Below are 16,914 nucleotides of genomic sequence, written 5' to 3'. Positions count from 1 at the left end.
GCACTCATTTCAAATGCATTAATAAGGTTCAATGATAATGGCCACGCTCACGACTAAAATCCCTATTGCGACAGGTGCAACGTTCAGCGCTGCGAGTTTGCAATTTTTAAATCAACTGGCGCAAAACAACTCCCGCGACTGGTTTAAAGCCCATCAGGCGGAATACGAAGAGACAGTGCGAACCCCTGCGCTACAGTTTATCGAACAAATGCAGCCCAGTATTCTCGCCCTCTCACCTCGGCTGACGGCCGTGCCGAAAAAAGTCGGTGGCAGTCTGATGCGCCCCCAGCGAGACAGCCGTTTCAGCAAGGATAAAACACCTTACAAAACCAATGTCGGCATTCAATTTCGTCATTTTCAGGGCAAAGACGTGCATGCGCCGGGGCTGTACTTACACATTGCCGAAGATAGCTGTTTTATTGCCGCGGGGATTTGGCACCCAGAATCGAAAGCCTTAAATGCCATTCGCACTTGCATCGATGAGAATCCCAACGGCTATAAAAAGGCACTACAAACCTTGCAGAGTCATGGATTTAATATGGAGGGTGATAATTTAATTCGTCCACCAAAGGGGTTTGATAAAAACCACCCTATGCTGGCAGAGCTAAAACGCAAAGATTTTATCGCTATAAAAAATATCGCCTTTGAGGAGCTCTGCCGCCCAGATGCCGCCAGTTTTTGCACAGAGCAATTTGCGCATTGCACTCAATTAATGGCCTATTTGTGTTTTGCGCTGGACTTGGACTTCTAAACATAGGCTTTTGAAAATAGGCTTTTGAAAATAGATTTCTAAAAAGATGGCCTAGGCAAAACTAGGCCAATCAAGCGATATCTTTTACCACTATACAATCTGATGTGTACTTAACCTACGTAAGCGACTCTGTAATATCGCAAATATATTATCTATCCGTTCATATTCGTCGGCCTTACCGCATAATCTAATGCATTGCAATTAAAGGACTATAAATGAAACTCTACGAATTAGCCCCAACTCCCAGCGCGCGCCGCGTTAGCATTTTTCTTGCGGAAAAAGGCATAGAAATACCGAGAGTTAACGTCGATATTCGCAGCGGGGAGAATTTAAGCGCTGAATTTAAAGCCAAAAGTTTAAACGGCCGCATTCCATTACTCGAACTCGATGATGGCAGCTACCTGTGTGAATCGGTTGCCATTTGCCGTTATTTAGAAGAAATCCACCCAAGTGTTAACTCACTGTTTGGCAATACACCACTTGAGCGCGCCAACGTAGAAATGTGGCAACGTATCATAGAGTTGCAAGGATTGATGGTCGGGTTTCAAGCTTTTCGCAATTTAAGCGGCGTCTATAAAGATAGGGAAAACTGTATCGAGTCTTGGGGTACAGAATCACGCCAAAGGGTCATTGACTTTTTACCGACCTTAAACCAAAAATTAGGAAAGTCCCCGTTTATGGCGGGCGACAAATTCAGCATTGCCGATATTTCGGCTTATGTTTTTATCAGCTTTATTAAGAATTTAGACATTGAGGTCACCGACAGCTTGCCGCATCTTAAAGCTTGGTTCATCACTATGGCGCAGCGTCCCGCCATAGTGTCATTAACCCCTAAAAAATAGCAGCACGAATGCCTGAATGGGTACTAAAGTGAGTAACTATAAGCGTTATAACCTAAAGGAATCATCATGATCGATTTATACACTGCCGCGACCCCTAACGGTTTTAAAATCTCCATAGCACTGGAAGAAATGGGGCTAGAGTATCGTGTCCACAAGCTAGATTTCAGCACTAATGAGCAAAAACAACCTGAGTTCATTGCCATTAATCCTAATGGTCGAATTCCAGCCATTATCGACCGCGACAATGAAGATTTTGTGGTATTCGAATCGGGTGCAATTCTGCTGTATCTCGCCGAAAAAACAGGTAAATTCCTGCCTGCCGAACCGAAAAAACGCTCACAGGTGATCCAATGGTTAATGTTTCAAATGAGCGGCGTCGGCCCCATGATGGGGCAGGCAAACGTATTCTTCCGATATTTCCCTGAAAAAATCCCCGCTGCCATTGACCGTTATCAAAAAGAAGGCCGACGTTTATTCGAAGTCATGAATACTCAACTCGCGACAAATCAATATCTTGCAGGTGAAGAATACACAATTGCCGACATCGCTACTTGGCCTTGGGTACGTATCCACGAGTGGAGCGGCATCAATATGGACGGGCTGACGCATTTGCAACGTTGGTTAGATGAGTTAGCGCTCAGACCTGCGTGCCAAAAAGGCATAGTCACGCCGCCACCGGTGGAAATGAGCGATGAAGAACGGGCTAAACAAATCCAAAAGATGGTGACTAAATAACCATCGGCTAAATGGCAATTACGCCAATAGCCTGCAAATAACCGTTAACGGCTAAATGCATTATGAGTCTGACTGACTCAACCATAAAAGCCCCTTTGGCTCAGGCTAATTCAGGGCTTTTTTACTGCCTGTTATCGGGCAAAACTGCTACACTCTGCGCCACTTATTTTTTCACCTCTGTTACCGCCATGCCTCTCGCATAAGGTGCTGTCACAGAAGCATGATCTAGGCTAAATTTATGGGTAATCCAAGCAGCTTTTCATCCGGTAAAGCATCTAACTCAAACACATCATCAGTGTTAAATGTTCAAACAAACACGCCCGCACAAAAACGTGCACTTAGTTACGCCAGTACAATTAAGCAATTATTCGATGAAATTCAAAGCAGTAAAATGCCCGCCGACCGTATTCTGGCAAATTACTTTAGAGAACATAAAAAACACGGCTCTAAGGATCGTAAAGTCATCCGTGAATCCTTGTTTAGTCTGTTTCGCTGGTGGGGATGGTTTCAGCGATTAGGTGATCAGCAAGAATCTGCTGTTTATTTTGCCAGCCTAAGCGCCTGCGCCCTATTGGAAGCCCATGCTTGGCAAGATATCGCCAGGGCTTGGCATGAGTTATCGCAATCGACTATCGATTTTCAGCAAGCTCAAGCACTTGCCGTTGAAAGTATCGATAACAAACTAACGCTAATGCAGTATTTATTCCCAGTGACTGAGTTTAAACCACAGGATTTATTACCCGATTGGTTCTGGCAAGTGTGCCCTGTTGATACAGCGCAACAAACACGACTCATTGCCGCTATGTCTAGTCGCCCACCGATTTGGGGACGCGCGCAAGGGATCACTAGCCAAGATGCGGCGACACAACTTCAAGTGCTCGGCATAGACGCAAGTTATGGTCATTACTTTAGCGATACCATCAATCTTGGCAGCAAGAGCATGAATCTTAATGAAATAGCCCTGTATAAAGACGGTAACATTGAGATCCAAGATTTGGCTTCACAGGTCATAGGACAAATTTGCGTGCCAGAACCCGATGCCCATTGGTGGGATGCCTGTAGCGGTGCCGGCGGAAAAACCCTGCAGTTGCGCTCTTTGATGTTAGCTAAAGCTACTGATAAGCAAACGCCATCTACGGGCAGCATCATATCATCCGATATTCGCTCCAATGCCCTAGAAGAACTCACTAAACGTGCTCAAAGAGCCCATTTTAACGGCATTAGCGTAGCCCGTTGGAAAAGTGATGCCCTGCCCGTACCTACGGCTCATTTCGACGGTGTATTAGTCGATGCACCGTGCAGTTGCACAGGCACTTGGCGACGTAATCCTGATATGCGTTGGTTAGATGGTGTTGAATCTGTGGCCGATAAAGCCTCGTTACAACTTGATATTTTAAGCCGTAGTAGCCGCGCAGTTAAGGCCGGCGGCGCATTGGTTTACGCCACTTGCTCCTTGTCGCCCATTGAGAACCAAGACGTGGTGACGGCGTTTTTACAGCAACATCCAGAGTTCACTCTCACGCCGATACGCCACCCTTTTAGCGGTGAACAAACAGAAATGTTGACCGTGTGGCCCTTTGAGGCTAACAGTGATGGCATGTTCGTCGCGCGTATGCAACGCAGTAAGTAACACTAACTCATTATTTTATATCAAAACTTCGCGCCCTAAATTCTGGGCGCTTATTTTAAACGTATAATGTTCTTTTCAATGCTCATTCATTTATTCCTTATTTATCATGTGGATAAATATTCCCACCTTCAACGCCTCTCCTATTTAGCTCATTCCAGAGTCAAGATATCGCTCTTGTACAAAATATTTCACCATCAATGATGAAATATTTCGCTTTAGCTTCATCTCACCTTTGGGTAAAAAGATCGGGTGCTGCAAATGGCACAGGTATTTTTGGAATTTTGACCATGTCACACTCTTATGAATTTGACGACGATGATGCGCCATGGGGCGATAACGTCAAAGGTAAACAAAAAAGCAAGCGTGTAAAACAACGCCGTAGAGATACAAAGCGTAGTTATTCGGACGATACAGAGGTGAATGTTTATCAGAATAAAACCAAATAACGTGTTTTTAGCGAGTTTACCTAAATAAATTAGTGCTTTATGAAAGTTGACCAAATCCGAGCAAGTTGCAGTCATTGTAACTTGCTAATTCATTTACTCCCCCAACGTTATTATTCATCGAATTCCTCCACTAAATCGCGGCTAATAAATAATCAGTGCAGAGTACACACTCAAGATGAAGTAAATTTTGTCGCAGTACATAAGCTATTAAAAATTCTACTTAATGTGTCAACTGATAACAGTTCATTGTGATTGAATACACGGGTCAAAATGTTTACCAATAAAAAATCGGCTAAGGTTGCCCTTAGCCGATTTTTATAAGTAATGAATAATCACTTAAAAGCGATATTTACCACCAATATAAACACCATCTTCAAAGGTAAAATCACGCGCGTGGTCATATTCAAAGGCAATTTTACGGTAACCGACATACAGTGCCATATTTGGCGTTACACGATATTGCACTTTTGAATCTAGCTCATAATGGCCATCAACATTACCAAAAGACAAAACTGAAGGCGCATAATAAGCCGCAGCATGTAAAGAAATTTTTGGTCCCATCGTGAGTACATAACGACCGCCAACAGACAGCGCGCTACCATTGGGCGCATAATCTGCCCAAAGCTGGCTTAACTGTGCGCCCACTTCAACATGATGCACACCCGAATCATGGGTCATATGCATTGCACCTTGAGCAATATGGCCGCTCTCATCTCCGTAGATATAATTTAACACTGCATTGGTATCTTTGCTTAGTTGCAGTTCTAATTCTGTATAAACAACATCATTGTTCAACCCGAGATTAAATTCTGAAGCATTCACGTGCAGCGCCGCTGCACTCAATAATAAGACACTTGCCACTTTGAACTTAGCCATAAAAAACACCTCTATAATGACTGTGGGTAATAAGCGCAGATCATACCGAATCAACAGAGAAAATCAGCTTTTTTACTGTTAAATATTCAAAAATGGAGATAACTCATAACTAACAAACAAGTAGTAAGCAATTTGCACACACAAAACAAACCAAGTTACATCACTGAACTAACATTACACTACAGGAATACGATCGCCAACCAAAGACTGCATCACCTTACTTGCATCAATATCATCTGTTAGCGCTAAAAAATACCACCCTACGGTATTACCCGTGCCACGAATACTCAAATAGTCACGCCAAAATTGAAAACCCATCTTGAGCAAATTTGCTTTACTTGCAACATTTTCGTCACGAATCGTGGCATATAAAATAGAAATACCCAGCGTTTGTGCGACTTCGATACGCTTTTGGGTAAGCTGCTGGGCAATTCCCTGCCGCCTATAGTGACGCGATACCACCAAATAACCCAACTCACCGACAATACCCTCTCCCGCTTTAATCGCAGCACAACCAATAATATCTCCCGCGACCGTTTTAGCTAAGATAACGGCTCGAGATTTATAAAAATCTTTATGGTTAAGAGGGTGGGCATTATCATCGCGATTATCGATTAACTGTGCTGCTAAAGCTAACTCAGCAGGTACATTACTGATCACAAAATTAATTTTGCTCATAAGCTAACTCAAATCAAACGGTGATAAATACGAATGCTCATTCAGCAACGAGTGTATCGTGCTAGCCGCCACGATACACTGCGTGATTTTAGAGATACAGTAACGTAGCCACCCCTAAAAAAGTAAAAAAGCCAATCACATCAGTTACCGTAGTTAATATCACTGACCCTGACAGCGCCGCATCTTGCTTAAACTTTTGCAACACCATAGGCACCACAACGCCAGCTATCGCCGCAACGGCCATATTGATAAGAATTGCACTGCCTATCACAATGCCAATTGTAACTTCATTAAACCACCAACCTGCGACTAATCCGATAACAACAGCCCACAACAGTCCATTAACGATACCAATACCCAGTTCATTCTTCATCAATGAAAAGAGGTTACCTGCTGATATCTGTCCCATAGCCATACCGCGGATCATCAGCGTCAACGACTGACTGCCAGCGATACCACCCATAGATGCCACTATCGGCATTAATACGGCTAGAGCGACAACTTGAGATAATACGTTTTCAAATAAACCTATGGTCGCGGAGGCGAGAAAAGCCGTCAGCAAGTTTATTCCGAGCCACACAGCACGGCGCTGAGCGCCTTTCATAATCGGCGCGAACAAGTCATCGGATTCATCCATACCAGCAGTTGCCATCAATTGCGCTTCATAGTGCTCGCGTACTAATGCGGTTGCAGTACGTAAGGTAACTCGACCAATAAGCTCGCCTGCGTCGTCGATTATAGGCAATTCAATTTCACGGCTATGCTCAATCGCTTCAGCAGCTTCAAGTAAACTGGTGTCGGCAGATAAAGCGCGACTGTCATCAGCCAATAATGAAATCAATAATTCATCGGGATTGTGTTTAAAAATATCATAACGACGAACGGTACCTTGATACCTGTCTTTATCATCGACGATAAACAAATTATCGTTACAGTCGAGTTCTATACGACGGAAAAAACGCTGTGCCTGAGCAACGCTGGCCTTATCACTGAGCACCAACATTTGATGATCGGTATAGCGACCGATTTCATTCTCTGAATATTTATCATATAACTCAAATCGTTGTCGCTGGCGTTCGCCCATTTGCGCTAAAGCACGATCGGTAAAACTCTCAGGAAGATAGTCACTCCACTCAATCAAGTCTTCTGGACTTAACTGTGCGAATAGCAAATCCACTTCTTCAGTGGGCATCCGATTAAGGATCCCCATACGAGGATCTGCGCGCATTAAGCTCAGTACCGTTACGCGGTCAGCAAACTCAATTTGTTGCCATCGCTCATAACGTTCATCTAATGGCAAGGATTCAAGGGCTAGCGCAATAGTGCCTGGCTCTGAATCATTTAAGATTTCATTGAATACTTCCGCTTGCTCTTCGCCTTCCGCTTCAGTGAGTTGTTGAACAACTTGACCCACATCAGTTGGCATATTGGTTTCATATTCGGCCTCATGTTCTGTCACACAGACGCCCTTATCTTTAGCTACAAAATTATCGTAACTATATTGATAGTTAAGTAAATTAGCAAATACACAAGTAAGTTGTGCGCAATTATATTGTGCATATTGATATTTAAGTTTATGCTTGCAACTAGAACTTAATGGAGGTGAATATGACGACGAATATATACAGCCAGTCAGCAATAGATATTCAGGGCAACACAGTAAGCTTAGACCAGTATCATGACAAAGTGCTTTTGATCGTAAATACGGCCAGTGAGTGTGGATTTACACCGCAATACAAAGGATTAGAAATACTGTATCAACAATACAAAGACAAAGGATTTATAATTTTGGGGTTTCCTTGTAATCAATTTGGCGCCCAAGAAAAAGCTGACGAACAGAATATTCAAGCTTTCTGCGAACTCAACTTTGGTGTGACGTTTCCACTGTTTTCAAAAGTAGAGGTTAATGGCGAACATACTCATCCTCTGTATCAATACCTTAAAAAAGCAGCCCCAGGAATATTAGGTACTGAAGCTATAAAATGGAATTTCACTAAGTTTTTAATCAACCGGCAAGGTGAGGCAATTGAGCGCTTTGCATCAACGACAAAACCAGAAGCACTCGAAAGTAAAATTGCCGCTCTATTAAAATAACGTTTTATAAACTTGAAATGATTAAACTTATTTATTTTTAAATTTATTTTTAATTTTTTATGGAACTTAACCGTACACGCGCCCTCAAATGTATTGAACAGTGAATGTCTTTTTCATGTTCATCATCTCCCTGGAGCTTCTAGCGCAGCTCCCTTGATCTAGTAATAGGTCACTAGGCAACCATTTGGTTGCCTTTTTTTATCTGCACATCAATTTGTAAAATAAATGTACTCATTGTTGTGCAATAGGAATTTTGCAAAAAGATCATATTTTTTCTGTTCTAAAGGAACTTAATTAAAAACCATGACTCTGAGTATAGGTAAGGGTTAATAGATAAGATTAAATGCACATTGAACCATGAGATTGTTTATCGTTTCATAATTTCAAATGACACAGTTTCTGTTTTATCGCATTTTGGCTAATTTGTTGATCGTTCATCATCATCTCCCTTTGGGACACAATAGAAAACACGCTAGCGCACTGAATTCTATTTGTATTCCGCACTGATTTACTTGTGGCAACCATTGGTTGCCATTTTTTTTGCTTATTTTTTCTCAGTTCATTTTTACTCAGTTTTTATATTTAATGCTTTGTCGAGTTGCACTTGAATCGACGGGTGATATGTCGCGCGGGCTTTAGCATAAATGTCAGCTAATTCTTTATGGTATCCAGCAATTTGCAGCTCTGCATAAAGAGGTCGAACAAATTTACCTCGACCGATGTGAGTCAAAAAAGCACTTAAGGAAGGTAATACCGGATCATAGTGATTACGAATCGCTACCCTAAACCAGTCACAGGCTATCTCTGTATTGGTGGATTGCGTGAAATGGAACGTATCGTCCAAATCCATCAATTGCACTTGGCTGATGACCTCAGGTAATTGAGTCAGAAAATATTGCCAATGATGTACTCGCCATCCCTTAACAATTAAGTGAGTTGCGGCGGTACCTTGCAAAAAATGCGCGAGTGCATCATCCACTTTATCTAAACTCGATGAAGTCGGAGCACAATAATCCTTGGGTAAACCTACACCATAAACCCAAGTTAACAACTCAGTTTCAGTAATTTTATCTGGGTGTAATTGCACTAAGGTTTGCTGTGCATATTCGACAAACACTTCAGTCGTAATCGCCTGAAAAGCAAAATGTTTCACGTAGTTGAATAAGAATTTATCGAACTCTACTCGTCCGAGCCTGCGCTCTAAATCATGGACGAACATTGACGCTTTATCGTAAGTAAAACGATTAAAAGCTAAGTTAGGATCGTCCAGCTGTACATTGGAAGGTAAGGTTTGCTTATCCTTAGACAAAGATACCACTTCCTCTTTTAAGCGACCAAACTCAAGCACCCACTCAAGTTCAGCTTGTTCTTTACCGTAAACAGCTTCGACGATGCGATTAGTAAAATAAGTGGTAAAACCTTCATTTAACCAAAGATCACGCCAAGTCGCATTACTCACTAAATTACCGGTCCACGAATGCGCTAGCTCATGGGCGACGGTGGATACTAAACTCTTATCACCCGCGATTAGTGTGGGTGTTAAAAATGCTAAACGGGGATTTTCCATACCACCAAAGGGAAAACTCGGTGGCAAAATAAGCATGTCGTAGCGATCCCACGCGTAAGGACCGAGTAATGATTCGGCAACCTCCAGCATATATTCGGTATCTTCAAACTCCGCAGCGGCAGCACTGAGCATGTTCGGTTCAGCATATACGCCGCACCTTGGACCAACTGCTTTGAAAGCAATATCACCCACCGCCAACGCCATTAAATGCGTGGGAATAGGCAATTCCATTTCAAAATAAAACACACCATCAAGTGGTGTTTCGGGAGTATTCATCGCACTCATCACTGCCCGCAATCCTTTAGGCACTTGCACCTTAGCATCAAAAGTAATGCGTGCCTTCGGCGTATCTTGCAAGGGGATCCAACTGCGAGCATTAATGGGTTGTGACTGGCTAAAAAGATAAGGTAAATGTTTCCCTGCTGTTTGTTCGGGCATTAGCCACTGTAGCCCTTGGGCTGCGGGAGAGGTTTGATAGTGAATACAAACCTTCTCACAATCTAGCTTTAGTAAATTGATACACAGCTTTTGCCCTAAAATGGAACTCACTTCACTAAAAACATAATCAAGCGGTTCACCATTAACGGTTGTGACAGAAAGCACGGTCAAATCTCGGCTATCCAGCCACAATTCAGTCACATTATGTTGAAGGTATTTTAAAGACAACGTCGCGTAACCAGAAAGACACTGCACGTCAAAATCGACCACTAAGTCCAAAGATACATGGGTGACTTGCACTTGTTCAGTGTTTGCAAAAGAATGGTAATCTTGGGTTAAATCTAAAGTGGGGCTATTGGTTAATCTGCCTGTAGCTCGCTTATTTGGCTTTAACTGATTGTGCATTGATTGGACCACTGTCGCCTCGGTAGCTAAGTTCTGATATTGCAGCGCCGTATTGTTATGGCGCTGCGTTTAATAATTGATAGTAGGGTTGGATTATCAACGGCAAATTTGTTCAGAAGCAAATGACAATCACGCTTTCTATGACGTTATTGACATGTTGCAGGCGACTTTTTTGTAACCATCCGTATTATATACGTCGCCCATGGGATCTGCATTCGCAACCGTCACAACTATAGTTACAGTTACAGTTACAGCTATAATTATAGTTAGCGCCAATGGGTGCATACAGCTTAGTTAAGCGTGTATGCGAGCGAATTAAAAATAAATATTTAAAATATTTCACCGTTTCACTGAACTAATTTAGTTATGTTGAGTCTGATATTATGAACCGAATTTTTGTAATGATTGTTTGTGTTCATCATCATTCTCCTTTAGATGGTTTCTAGCGCGACCATCCCAAGATTCCGATTTGGAATTTATAGCAACCTATTTAGGTTGCTTTTTTTATGCCTTTTATCTCAGTATATTGCTGTTTAATGATTGAAGCTTAGTCGCGGTAAAAACTAAAATGCCAGCACACCTAACTTAGATAAAATATTTTACTTAACCAAATGTGATGGTCTTCTCCCACTACGGCATCACATCTGGTTGCTTATCATTAAAACAAAAAAGGATCTCCGAGGAGATCCTTAATTATCAAGCGCTTTAGTTTACAAACTGATACCGACTTGTTCTAAATCTTTAGCCACTACGCTCTTAGGTACAGTCACATAGCCATCTTTCTCAACCACTTGCTGACCTTGCTTAGACAAAACATAACGTAGGAATTCTTTTTCCATTGGCGCTAAGTCTTTGTTGGGTTGCTTATTCACGTAAACATATAAGTAACGTGATAGCGGATAAGTACCGTTAGCCGCATTTTCAGCCGTTGCTTCAATAAACTCGTTACCTTTTTTGGCAATCGCAACCGCTTTAACTCCGGCCGTTTTGTAACCAATGCCAGAGTAACCAATAGCATTTAAAGATTGAGATACTGATTGCACCACAGAGGCTGAACCCGGTTGTTCATTCACGTTTGCTTTAAAGTCTCCCTTACACAGGGCGTGTTCTTTAAAATAACCGTAAGTTCCAGAAACCGAGTTGCGACCGTAAAGCTGAACATCTTTTGCTGACCAGTTACCGTCTAAGCCCAAATCACCCCAACGTTGGATATCACTGCTACCACACTTGTGCGTAGAAGAGAAAATACCATCAACTTGCTCAAGGTTTAAGCCTTTGATTGGGTTATCTTTGTGTACGAAAACAGCTAAAGCATCGATAGCAACACGTATCGCAGTAGGTTTATAGCCATAATGCTTTTCAAACGCTTCTATTTCATTAGGCTTCATCTTACGGCTCATTGGGCCAAATTGTGAGGTGCCTTCAGTTAATGCCGGTGGCGCCGTGGAAGAACCCGCCGCCTGAATTTGAATATTCACGTTAGGATAAATATGTTTAAACTCTTCAGCCCACAGTGTCATCATGTTGGCTAAGGTATCTGAACCTACCGATGATAAATTGCCTGACACGCCGCTGGCTTTTTCATACGTTGGCAAAGATGCATCTACCGATGCCATCGCAGTGGCAGAGAATACACCCGCGGCTGTAAGGGTCATTGCGCCGACAAGTTTTTTCAGTTTCATTATGTGCTCCAGTAATAAGCTAACTAATTTGTAACTTAAGTTTCTTCAGACGCAGCCAGTATCAATCGCTACAATGACAATTCTATGTCCGTGATGTGACACTTAGATGACAATGTAATCTTTTTCGCTTTTTACTGTCATTTATTGAACATAATGTCTAAAAATGAAAAACAGGCTCTAATGGCCTGTTTTTATTGTCAATATTGATAATGTTAAATCCGCTATTTTATTTTTTACGTTCGATAAGATGCTGCGGGATCACAAAACTAAAAATGCTACCCTTGCCTACTTCACTCTGGATATTAAGCTCACTATGGTGGTGACTCAGTGCATGTTTAACTATCGCAAGCCCTAAACCACTACCACCAGTTTGCCTTGAACGGGCACTATCTACTCGATAAAAACGCTCCGTTAATCGTCCTGTGTGCTGCGCAGCAATGCCTTCACCAGTGTCGGTGACACTAAAAAGCCCTCCGCTTGCAACACTGCGCCACTGCACGGTGATTTTACCGCCAGGTTCTGTGTACCGAATCGCATTAGAAATCAAATTAGAACAAGCGCTTCTCAGTTGTAATTCATTCCCGTGGGGATTAAGGCCCGGTTCGCAATAGAAACTGAGCTCGTATCTATCTTGTGCCAACGCCTTTGCCTCTTCCTTAAGCACCTCGATTAACTGATTCATATTAACCGTATTTTCAAGGTTAATATCCGCTGCATCTTCAATCCGCGATAGCACTAAAAGCTGTTCAACCATTGATTGCATCCGCTTTGTTTGCTGCTGCATTAATATCAACGGCTTAATATTCAATGAATCGGCCTCTTCCATGCTCTGCATCATTTCGAGGTAGCCCTGCAGCACTGTCAGCGGCGTTTTCAGCTCATGTGACACATTAGCGACAAACTCTTTACGCATGCCTTCAAGCTGACGTATGCGGGTAATATCCCGCGCAATAAGCAGTAATTGTCTATCGCCATAAGCCATAATACGAATTTCGAGTAACCGTCTTTCAGACACTGGAGAGGGCAACTCCAGTGGTTCTTGGTATTGTGCAGTTTTAATATAAGCGGAAAAGTCAGGATGACGGATCAAGTTATCAATACGCTGACCATTATCCTGTGGCCAAACAAAGCCGAGAATAAGTTGCGCTAACTTATTGCACCATAAAATATTATGCTCTGAGTCGAGCACTACAGCGGCATCTGGCAGGGCTTCTGCACCTTGGCGAAATCGCGCCAGCAATGTGGCGAGTTGACCAACTCGTCGACGATTTTTCCCTTGAAGGCGATAAATGCCGTTAAACACCCCTTCCCAACTCCCATTACCCTGCGGCGGTGTGAGTTTTCTATCTTGCCATAACCAAAAGTTAAGCCGAGATAGCTGCCGATAATGCCAGATAATTAATCCTAGCATGCCGATAATAAGTATCCAGAGGGGCTTACCTATCAATAAACCTATAAACGCACAAAGCAGTAAAAACACAGCTAAGCGCGTAAACAACCGGTACCCAGAATAAGCATTAGACATAAATAAACCCAAACATCTTATCTAAATAAGAGGAGCGCAAGATAGCTTAAAAGCTAACTTGCACCTATCACTTATTTGGTACTAGATGCGCGTAGAAAAACGATAACCAGCACCACGAACGGTCTGGATCAAGCGGTCATGTCCGTATTCTTCGACGGCCTTGCGCAGCCGTCTAATATGCACATCAACGGTTCTGTCTTCAACATACACGTTTGTGCCCCATACATTATCGAGCAATTGTTCGCGGCTGTAGACACGTTCAGGGTGAGTCATAAAAAAGTGTAATAAACGAAATTCTGTTGGGCCCATCTCTAATACCGCCTCACCCACACTCACCCTATGGCTTACAGGATCAAGCATTAATCCTTGCACATCAATGGTATCTTCTAAACGCGTTGGTGCACTACGACGCAATACCGCCTTAATACGCGCAACCAGTTCTTTAGGGGAAAAAGGTTTAGTGATGTAGTCATCGGCACCAACTTCAAGGCCTTTGACTTTATCTTCCTCTTCACCGCGCGCGGTCAGCATAATGATCGGGATTTGGCGCGTAAACTCATCTTGCTTTAAACGTTTCGCCAGTTGAATACCACTGCCACCGGGGAACATCCAATCTAATAAAATTAGATCGGGGTAAGGCTCCTTGAGTAGTGCAATAGCCGAATCAAAATCTTCTGCGGCAGAGGTAGTAAACCCATGCTGCTCCATTACAAAAGTCAGCATCTCACGGATCGCTAACTCGTCTTCAACTATCAATATCCTTGCAGTCATAAGTGATTTTCTGTCAGTGAATGTCAACACAGCTATTATTCGTCATTTTTATTACAGATTTATGAATAAGCACGCTACTAATGCCATTTAGTCGTAATAATTGTCACAATAAGTTTATATAACTGTTTGTTTATAGCAATAAAAAAGGAGGCTATATGCCTCCTAAATTAAGTTTTGCTGCTGAATTTAGAATTTGTGTTCTAAACCAACACCGATATATTTATCATCATCGTTAGACGCCTCTAACGAACGATTAGTGTAAAAAGCAAGAATTTTAGTCGGCTTAGCTAATGCATAATCTGCACCGACTGACCATGAGTCACCAAGGTCTTCCATATCTTGGAACTGAGCTTTTAAAGTAACAGCATCAATATCATAAGCAGCACTTAATAGATAACCGTTAGCACTTTCTGCTGTGACTTCTACTGGCATCGATGTTGCTGAATCATATTTATAGGTTTGTTCTTGTTGCTGGTACATACCACCCAGTTTAATACCGGCTAACTTAGCTTGTAAGCTGGCACGAACAATCTCATATCCCGAAACATCTGAGTCATAGGCAAGAGATGCATAAACAGGGGTTTTCTTCAGTTTCGCATCGCCATACATGGCCGCGACACTAAAACCATCTTGAGCAAATTGACCTTTTACATCATTGCCTTCAGCAACATAGGTAACACCGAATACAAAATCACCAAAGGAAGGTGTAAGGTAAGTCGCCGTTTGAGCCGCGCGAACTTCACCCTTGAACAGTTTACCTAAGTCACCTGAAAGGTCGTTAAACTGATCAACATCACCTTGAGAAATTTTCAACAAGGTATCATTACGCCCCACTGAGAACGAACCAAAAGCGCCTTTCAAACCAACAAATTGGTTACGTGCAGTGAAGTTATCGCTTGATGCTGCTCCCGTATCAACTTGATATTCCACTGTGTAGAAAGCTTCTAACGAGCTAGACAACGCAAAATCACCCTTCACACCAAAACGAGAAGCATTACTTTGAATCGTTGTTGTTGCATCACCTTTCTCATCATTTGATTGAGCAGTAACATTCAACTTACCATACACAGTAAGTGGCTCAGCGGCATAAGCCGAAGCCAGAGTTGCAGAGGCTAGCGCAGAAGCAAGTAGAGTTTTACTAAAAACGTTCATCATTTAATCCTTTGGACGTTATGTTCGTCTTGGTTATTGGTTTGGAACGACCGAAAGTGTGCAATGAATGTGTTTCAGTTTTATTTCATTTGTGACCGTTTAGTTTGCAAGGTAAAAAAACTGACACTAAACTTGGCAGGAAACCCAGTAAAAATAAGGGCTGTAGCTGAGGTAATTCTTATATTACAGTTTGATGAATTTTGATCCGCCGCTAAAAATCAGCTGTTGAACACAGGTTTACCCCGCTCAAACTATGCCGTAAACTGCCACTTTAATTTTCAATGAGCGCCTCTTATGTGGTTTAAAAATCTTACTCTTTATCGTTTCAATAAACCTTTTGCCGTCGAAACCGAAGCGCTAGAAACTGCGTTGGCCGATTTCACTTTTTCGCCATGTTCAAGCCAAGATGTCAGTAAATTTGGTTTTTCTAACGCGTTAGGTAAAAAAGGCAGCTCGTTGGTACACAGCGCCGACAATCGCCACCTGATCTGTGTGACAAAAGAAGATAAAATTCTCCCTGGCCAAGTCATCAAAGAAGTCTTAGAAGAAAAAGTTGCGCTCATTGAAGATGAAGAAAATCGCAAACTGACAAAAAAAGAAAAAGATGCGATGAAAGAGGAAATCATCACGAGCCTACTACCACGCGCTTTCTCGCGTCGTAGCCAAACCCACGCCTTGATTTTACCAGAATTAGAAATGATCCTCGTTGACAGCTCAAGTGCCACTAAGGCTGAAGAGTTATTAGCATTATTACGCAAAGCGCTGGGAAGTTTACCGGTGATCCCATTGAGTTTTAAAGTGCCAGTCGAAGCCAATTTAACTGAATGGCTAAAGCTGGGCAGCGCGCCATTACCCTTTGAAATGCAAGATGAGGCAGAGCTTAAATCCGAAGCTGATGAGGGCGGAATTGTACGTTTTAAGCAACAGGATTTAAAAGAAGAAGAAGTGTTAGCTCACCTTGCAACAGGCAAGCAAGTACATAAGTTAGCGCTGCATTTTGGCCAATCAATTGCACTATTATTACAATCGGATGCCAGCGTGAAACGCCTTAAATTCTCAGAAGAGTTTAGAGCTGGTAACGATGAGGTAGGTACTGACGACCCAATGGCGCGTTTAGATGCTGACTTTGCCTTAATGGGCAGCGAATTAGTCGCGCTGATACATGCACTTGTGGCAGCCCTTGGTGGGCTTGAAGACGCACAAGGTTAAACAAAACTCGTTAAGCAGACGAGATCTGCAACTCGCTTATTAGACTGAACCGTACAAGATAAGAAAAGGCGCCCCCATCAAAATAATGGTTGCGCCTTTTTTACGACGATTTA

At 42.5% G+C, this 16,914-nt stretch carries 15 protein-coding genes; 7 read left to right on the top strand and 8 right to left on the bottom strand.

Going from position 1 to position 16,914, the window contains the following annotated elements; all coding sequences use genetic code 11:
• Positions 1 to 37 precede the first annotated feature (37 nt).
• The 5 genes from C9I43_RS03560 to C9I43_RS03540 all read left to right on the top strand — a co-directional run bounded on the left by C9I43_RS03560 (position 38) and on the right by C9I43_RS03540 (position 4,404).
• Positions 38 to 751 (top strand): DUF2461 domain-containing protein, encoded by a 714-nt coding sequence (locus C9I43_RS03560; RefSeq protein ID WP_107882161.1) that lies wholly within the window; start codon positions 38 to 40, stop codon positions 749 to 751.
• A gap of 215 nt (positions 752 to 966) precedes the next feature.
• Positions 967 to 1,593, top strand: coding sequence for a glutathione S-transferase family protein (locus tag C9I43_RS03555; RefSeq protein WP_107882158.1), 627 nt, complete (start codon positions 967 to 969; stop codon positions 1,591 to 1,593).
• Positions 1,594 to 1,659: 66 nt separating this feature from the next.
• The gene (locus C9I43_RS03550; protein WP_107882156.1) at positions 1,660 to 2,328 is read left to right on the top strand and encodes a glutathione S-transferase family protein; all 669 of its coding nucleotides are present in this window, start codon (positions 1,660 to 1,662) and stop codon (positions 2,326 to 2,328) included.
• Between the two features lie 238 nt (positions 2,329 to 2,566).
• On the top strand, positions 2,567 to 3,958 hold the full coding sequence (locus C9I43_RS03545; protein ID WP_107882154.1) for an RsmB/NOP family class I SAM-dependent RNA methyltransferase: 1,392 nt from the start codon (positions 2,567 to 2,569) through the stop codon (positions 3,956 to 3,958).
• A 287-nt stretch (positions 3,959 to 4,245) separates the two neighbouring features.
• A complete protein-coding gene (locus tag C9I43_RS03540) occupies positions 4,246 to 4,404 on the top strand; it encodes a small highly charged protein (protein WP_076496836.1) in 159 nt (52 codons plus the stop codon).
• 336 nt (positions 4,405 to 4,740) lie between these two features.
• On the opposite strand, the gene C9I43_RS03535 is transcribed toward C9I43_RS03540, so the two are convergent.
• The 3 genes from C9I43_RS03535 to C9I43_RS03525 form a co-directional block, all read right to left on the bottom strand.
• Positions 4,741 to 5,280: a YfaZ family outer membrane protein gene (locus C9I43_RS03535; protein WP_107882152.1), complete on the bottom strand. Its 540-nt coding sequence runs from the start codon at positions 5,278 to 5,280 to the stop codon at positions 4,741 to 4,743.
• 174 nt (positions 5,281 to 5,454) lie between these two features.
• Positions 5,455 to 5,958, bottom strand: a complete 504-nt coding sequence (locus C9I43_RS03530) for a GNAT family N-acetyltransferase (protein ID WP_107882151.1) — start codon at positions 5,956 to 5,958, stop codon at positions 5,455 to 5,457.
• A gap of 88 nt (positions 5,959 to 6,046) precedes the next feature.
• Positions 6,047 to 7,417: a magnesium transporter gene (locus tag C9I43_RS03525; protein WP_076496839.1), complete on the bottom strand. Its 1,371-nt coding sequence runs from the start codon at positions 7,415 to 7,417 to the stop codon at positions 6,047 to 6,049.
• A gap of 149 nt (positions 7,418 to 7,566) precedes the next feature.
• Between C9I43_RS03525 and C9I43_RS03520 the strand changes: the two genes are divergently transcribed.
• Positions 7,567 to 8,052: a glutathione peroxidase gene (locus tag C9I43_RS03520; RefSeq protein WP_107882149.1), complete on the top strand. Its 486-nt coding sequence runs from the start codon at positions 7,567 to 7,569 to the stop codon at positions 8,050 to 8,052.
• A 565-nt stretch (positions 8,053 to 8,617) separates the two neighbouring features.
• Here the strand turns inward: C9I43_RS03520 and C9I43_RS03515 are convergent.
• From C9I43_RS03515 to C9I43_RS03495, 5 genes are all read right to left on the bottom strand, one after another.
• Positions 8,618 to 10,462 (bottom strand): M1 family metallopeptidase, encoded by a 1,845-nt coding sequence (locus C9I43_RS03515; protein ID WP_107882147.1) that lies wholly within the window; start codon positions 10,460 to 10,462, stop codon positions 8,618 to 8,620.
• 710 nt (positions 10,463 to 11,172) lie between these two features.
• Positions 11,173 to 12,144: a PstS family phosphate ABC transporter substrate-binding protein gene (locus C9I43_RS03510; protein ID WP_107882144.1), complete on the bottom strand. Its 972-nt coding sequence runs from the start codon at positions 12,142 to 12,144 to the stop codon at positions 11,173 to 11,175.
• A 226-nt stretch (positions 12,145 to 12,370) separates the two neighbouring features.
• Positions 12,371 to 13,669: a phosphate regulon sensor histidine kinase PhoR gene (phoR, locus tag C9I43_RS03505; RefSeq protein WP_107882142.1), complete on the bottom strand. Its 1,299-nt coding sequence runs from the start codon at positions 13,667 to 13,669 to the stop codon at positions 12,371 to 12,373.
• Between the two features lie 81 nt (positions 13,670 to 13,750).
• Positions 13,751 to 14,440 (bottom strand): phosphate regulon transcriptional regulator PhoB, encoded by a 690-nt coding sequence (gene phoB, locus C9I43_RS03500; protein WP_076496844.1) that lies wholly within the window; start codon positions 14,438 to 14,440, stop codon positions 13,751 to 13,753.
• A 186-nt stretch (positions 14,441 to 14,626) separates the two neighbouring features.
• Positions 14,627 to 15,595: a porin gene (locus C9I43_RS03495; RefSeq protein ID WP_181317846.1), complete on the bottom strand. Its 969-nt coding sequence runs from the start codon at positions 15,593 to 15,595 to the stop codon at positions 14,627 to 14,629.
• 291 nt (positions 15,596 to 15,886) lie between these two features.
• Here C9I43_RS03495 and rdgC point away from each other — a divergent pair, with 291 nt between their 5' ends.
• Positions 15,887 to 16,801 carry a recombination-associated protein RdgC gene (gene rdgC, locus C9I43_RS03490; protein ID WP_107882138.1) on the top strand — a complete coding sequence of 305 codons (915 nt, stop codon included), beginning with the start codon at positions 15,887 to 15,889 and terminating at the stop codon, positions 16,799 to 16,801.
• The last annotated feature ends 113 nt before the right edge of the window (positions 16,802 to 16,914 follow it).

The organism is Shewanella morhuae, from assembly GCF_003028295.1.
Lineage (GTDB): Bacteria > Pseudomonadota > Gammaproteobacteria > Enterobacterales > Shewanellaceae > Shewanella > Shewanella morhuae.
The sequence above is the reverse complement of the archived record's forward strand: the minus strand, read 5'-3'. Positions and strand labels throughout refer to the sequence as shown.

Bases quoted from the DNA above. Each gene is read 5' to 3' on its own strand.
- phoR (WP_107882142.1), bottom strand. From the start codon at position 13,669: ATGTCTAATGCTTATTCTGGGTACCGGTTGTTTACGCGCTTAGCTGTG.
- C9I43_RS03515 (WP_107882147.1), bottom strand. From the start codon at position 10,462: ATGCACAATCAGTTAAAGCCAAATAAGCGAGCTACAGGCAGATTAACC.
- C9I43_RS03540 (WP_076496836.1), top strand. From the start codon at position 4,246: ATGTCACACTCTTATGAATTTGACGACGATGATGCGCCATGGGGCGAT.
- C9I43_RS03510 (WP_107882144.1), bottom strand. From the start codon at position 12,144: ATGAAACTGAAAAAACTTGTCGGCGCAATGACCCTTACAGCCGCGGGT.
- C9I43_RS03555 (WP_107882158.1), top strand. From the start codon at position 967: ATGAAACTCTACGAATTAGCCCCAACTCCCAGCGCGCGCCGCGTTAGC.
- C9I43_RS03560 (WP_107882161.1), top strand. From the start codon at position 38: ATGGCCACGCTCACGACTAAAATCCCTATTGCGACAGGTGCAACGTTC.
- C9I43_RS03545 (WP_107882154.1), top strand. From the start codon at position 2,567: ATGGGTAATCCAAGCAGCTTTTCATCCGGTAAAGCATCTAACTCAAAC.
- phoB (WP_076496844.1), bottom strand. From the start codon at position 14,440: ATGACTGCAAGGATATTGATAGTTGAAGACGAGTTAGCGATCCGTGAG.
- C9I43_RS03495 (WP_181317846.1), bottom strand. From the start codon at position 15,595: ATGATGAACGTTTTTAGTAAAACTCTACTTGCTTCTGCGCTAGCCTCT.
- C9I43_RS03550 (WP_107882156.1), top strand. From the start codon at position 1,660: ATGATCGATTTATACACTGCCGCGACCCCTAACGGTTTTAAAATCTCC.
- rdgC (WP_107882138.1), top strand. From the start codon at position 15,887: ATGTGGTTTAAAAATCTTACTCTTTATCGTTTCAATAAACCTTTTGCC.
- C9I43_RS03530 (WP_107882151.1), bottom strand. From the start codon at position 5,958: ATGAGCAAAATTAATTTTGTGATCAGTAATGTACCTGCTGAGTTAGCT.
- C9I43_RS03520 (WP_107882149.1), top strand. From the start codon at position 7,567: ATGACGACGAATATATACAGCCAGTCAGCAATAGATATTCAGGGCAAC.
- C9I43_RS03535 (WP_107882152.1), bottom strand. From the start codon at position 5,280: ATGGCTAAGTTCAAAGTGGCAAGTGTCTTATTATTGAGTGCAGCGGCG.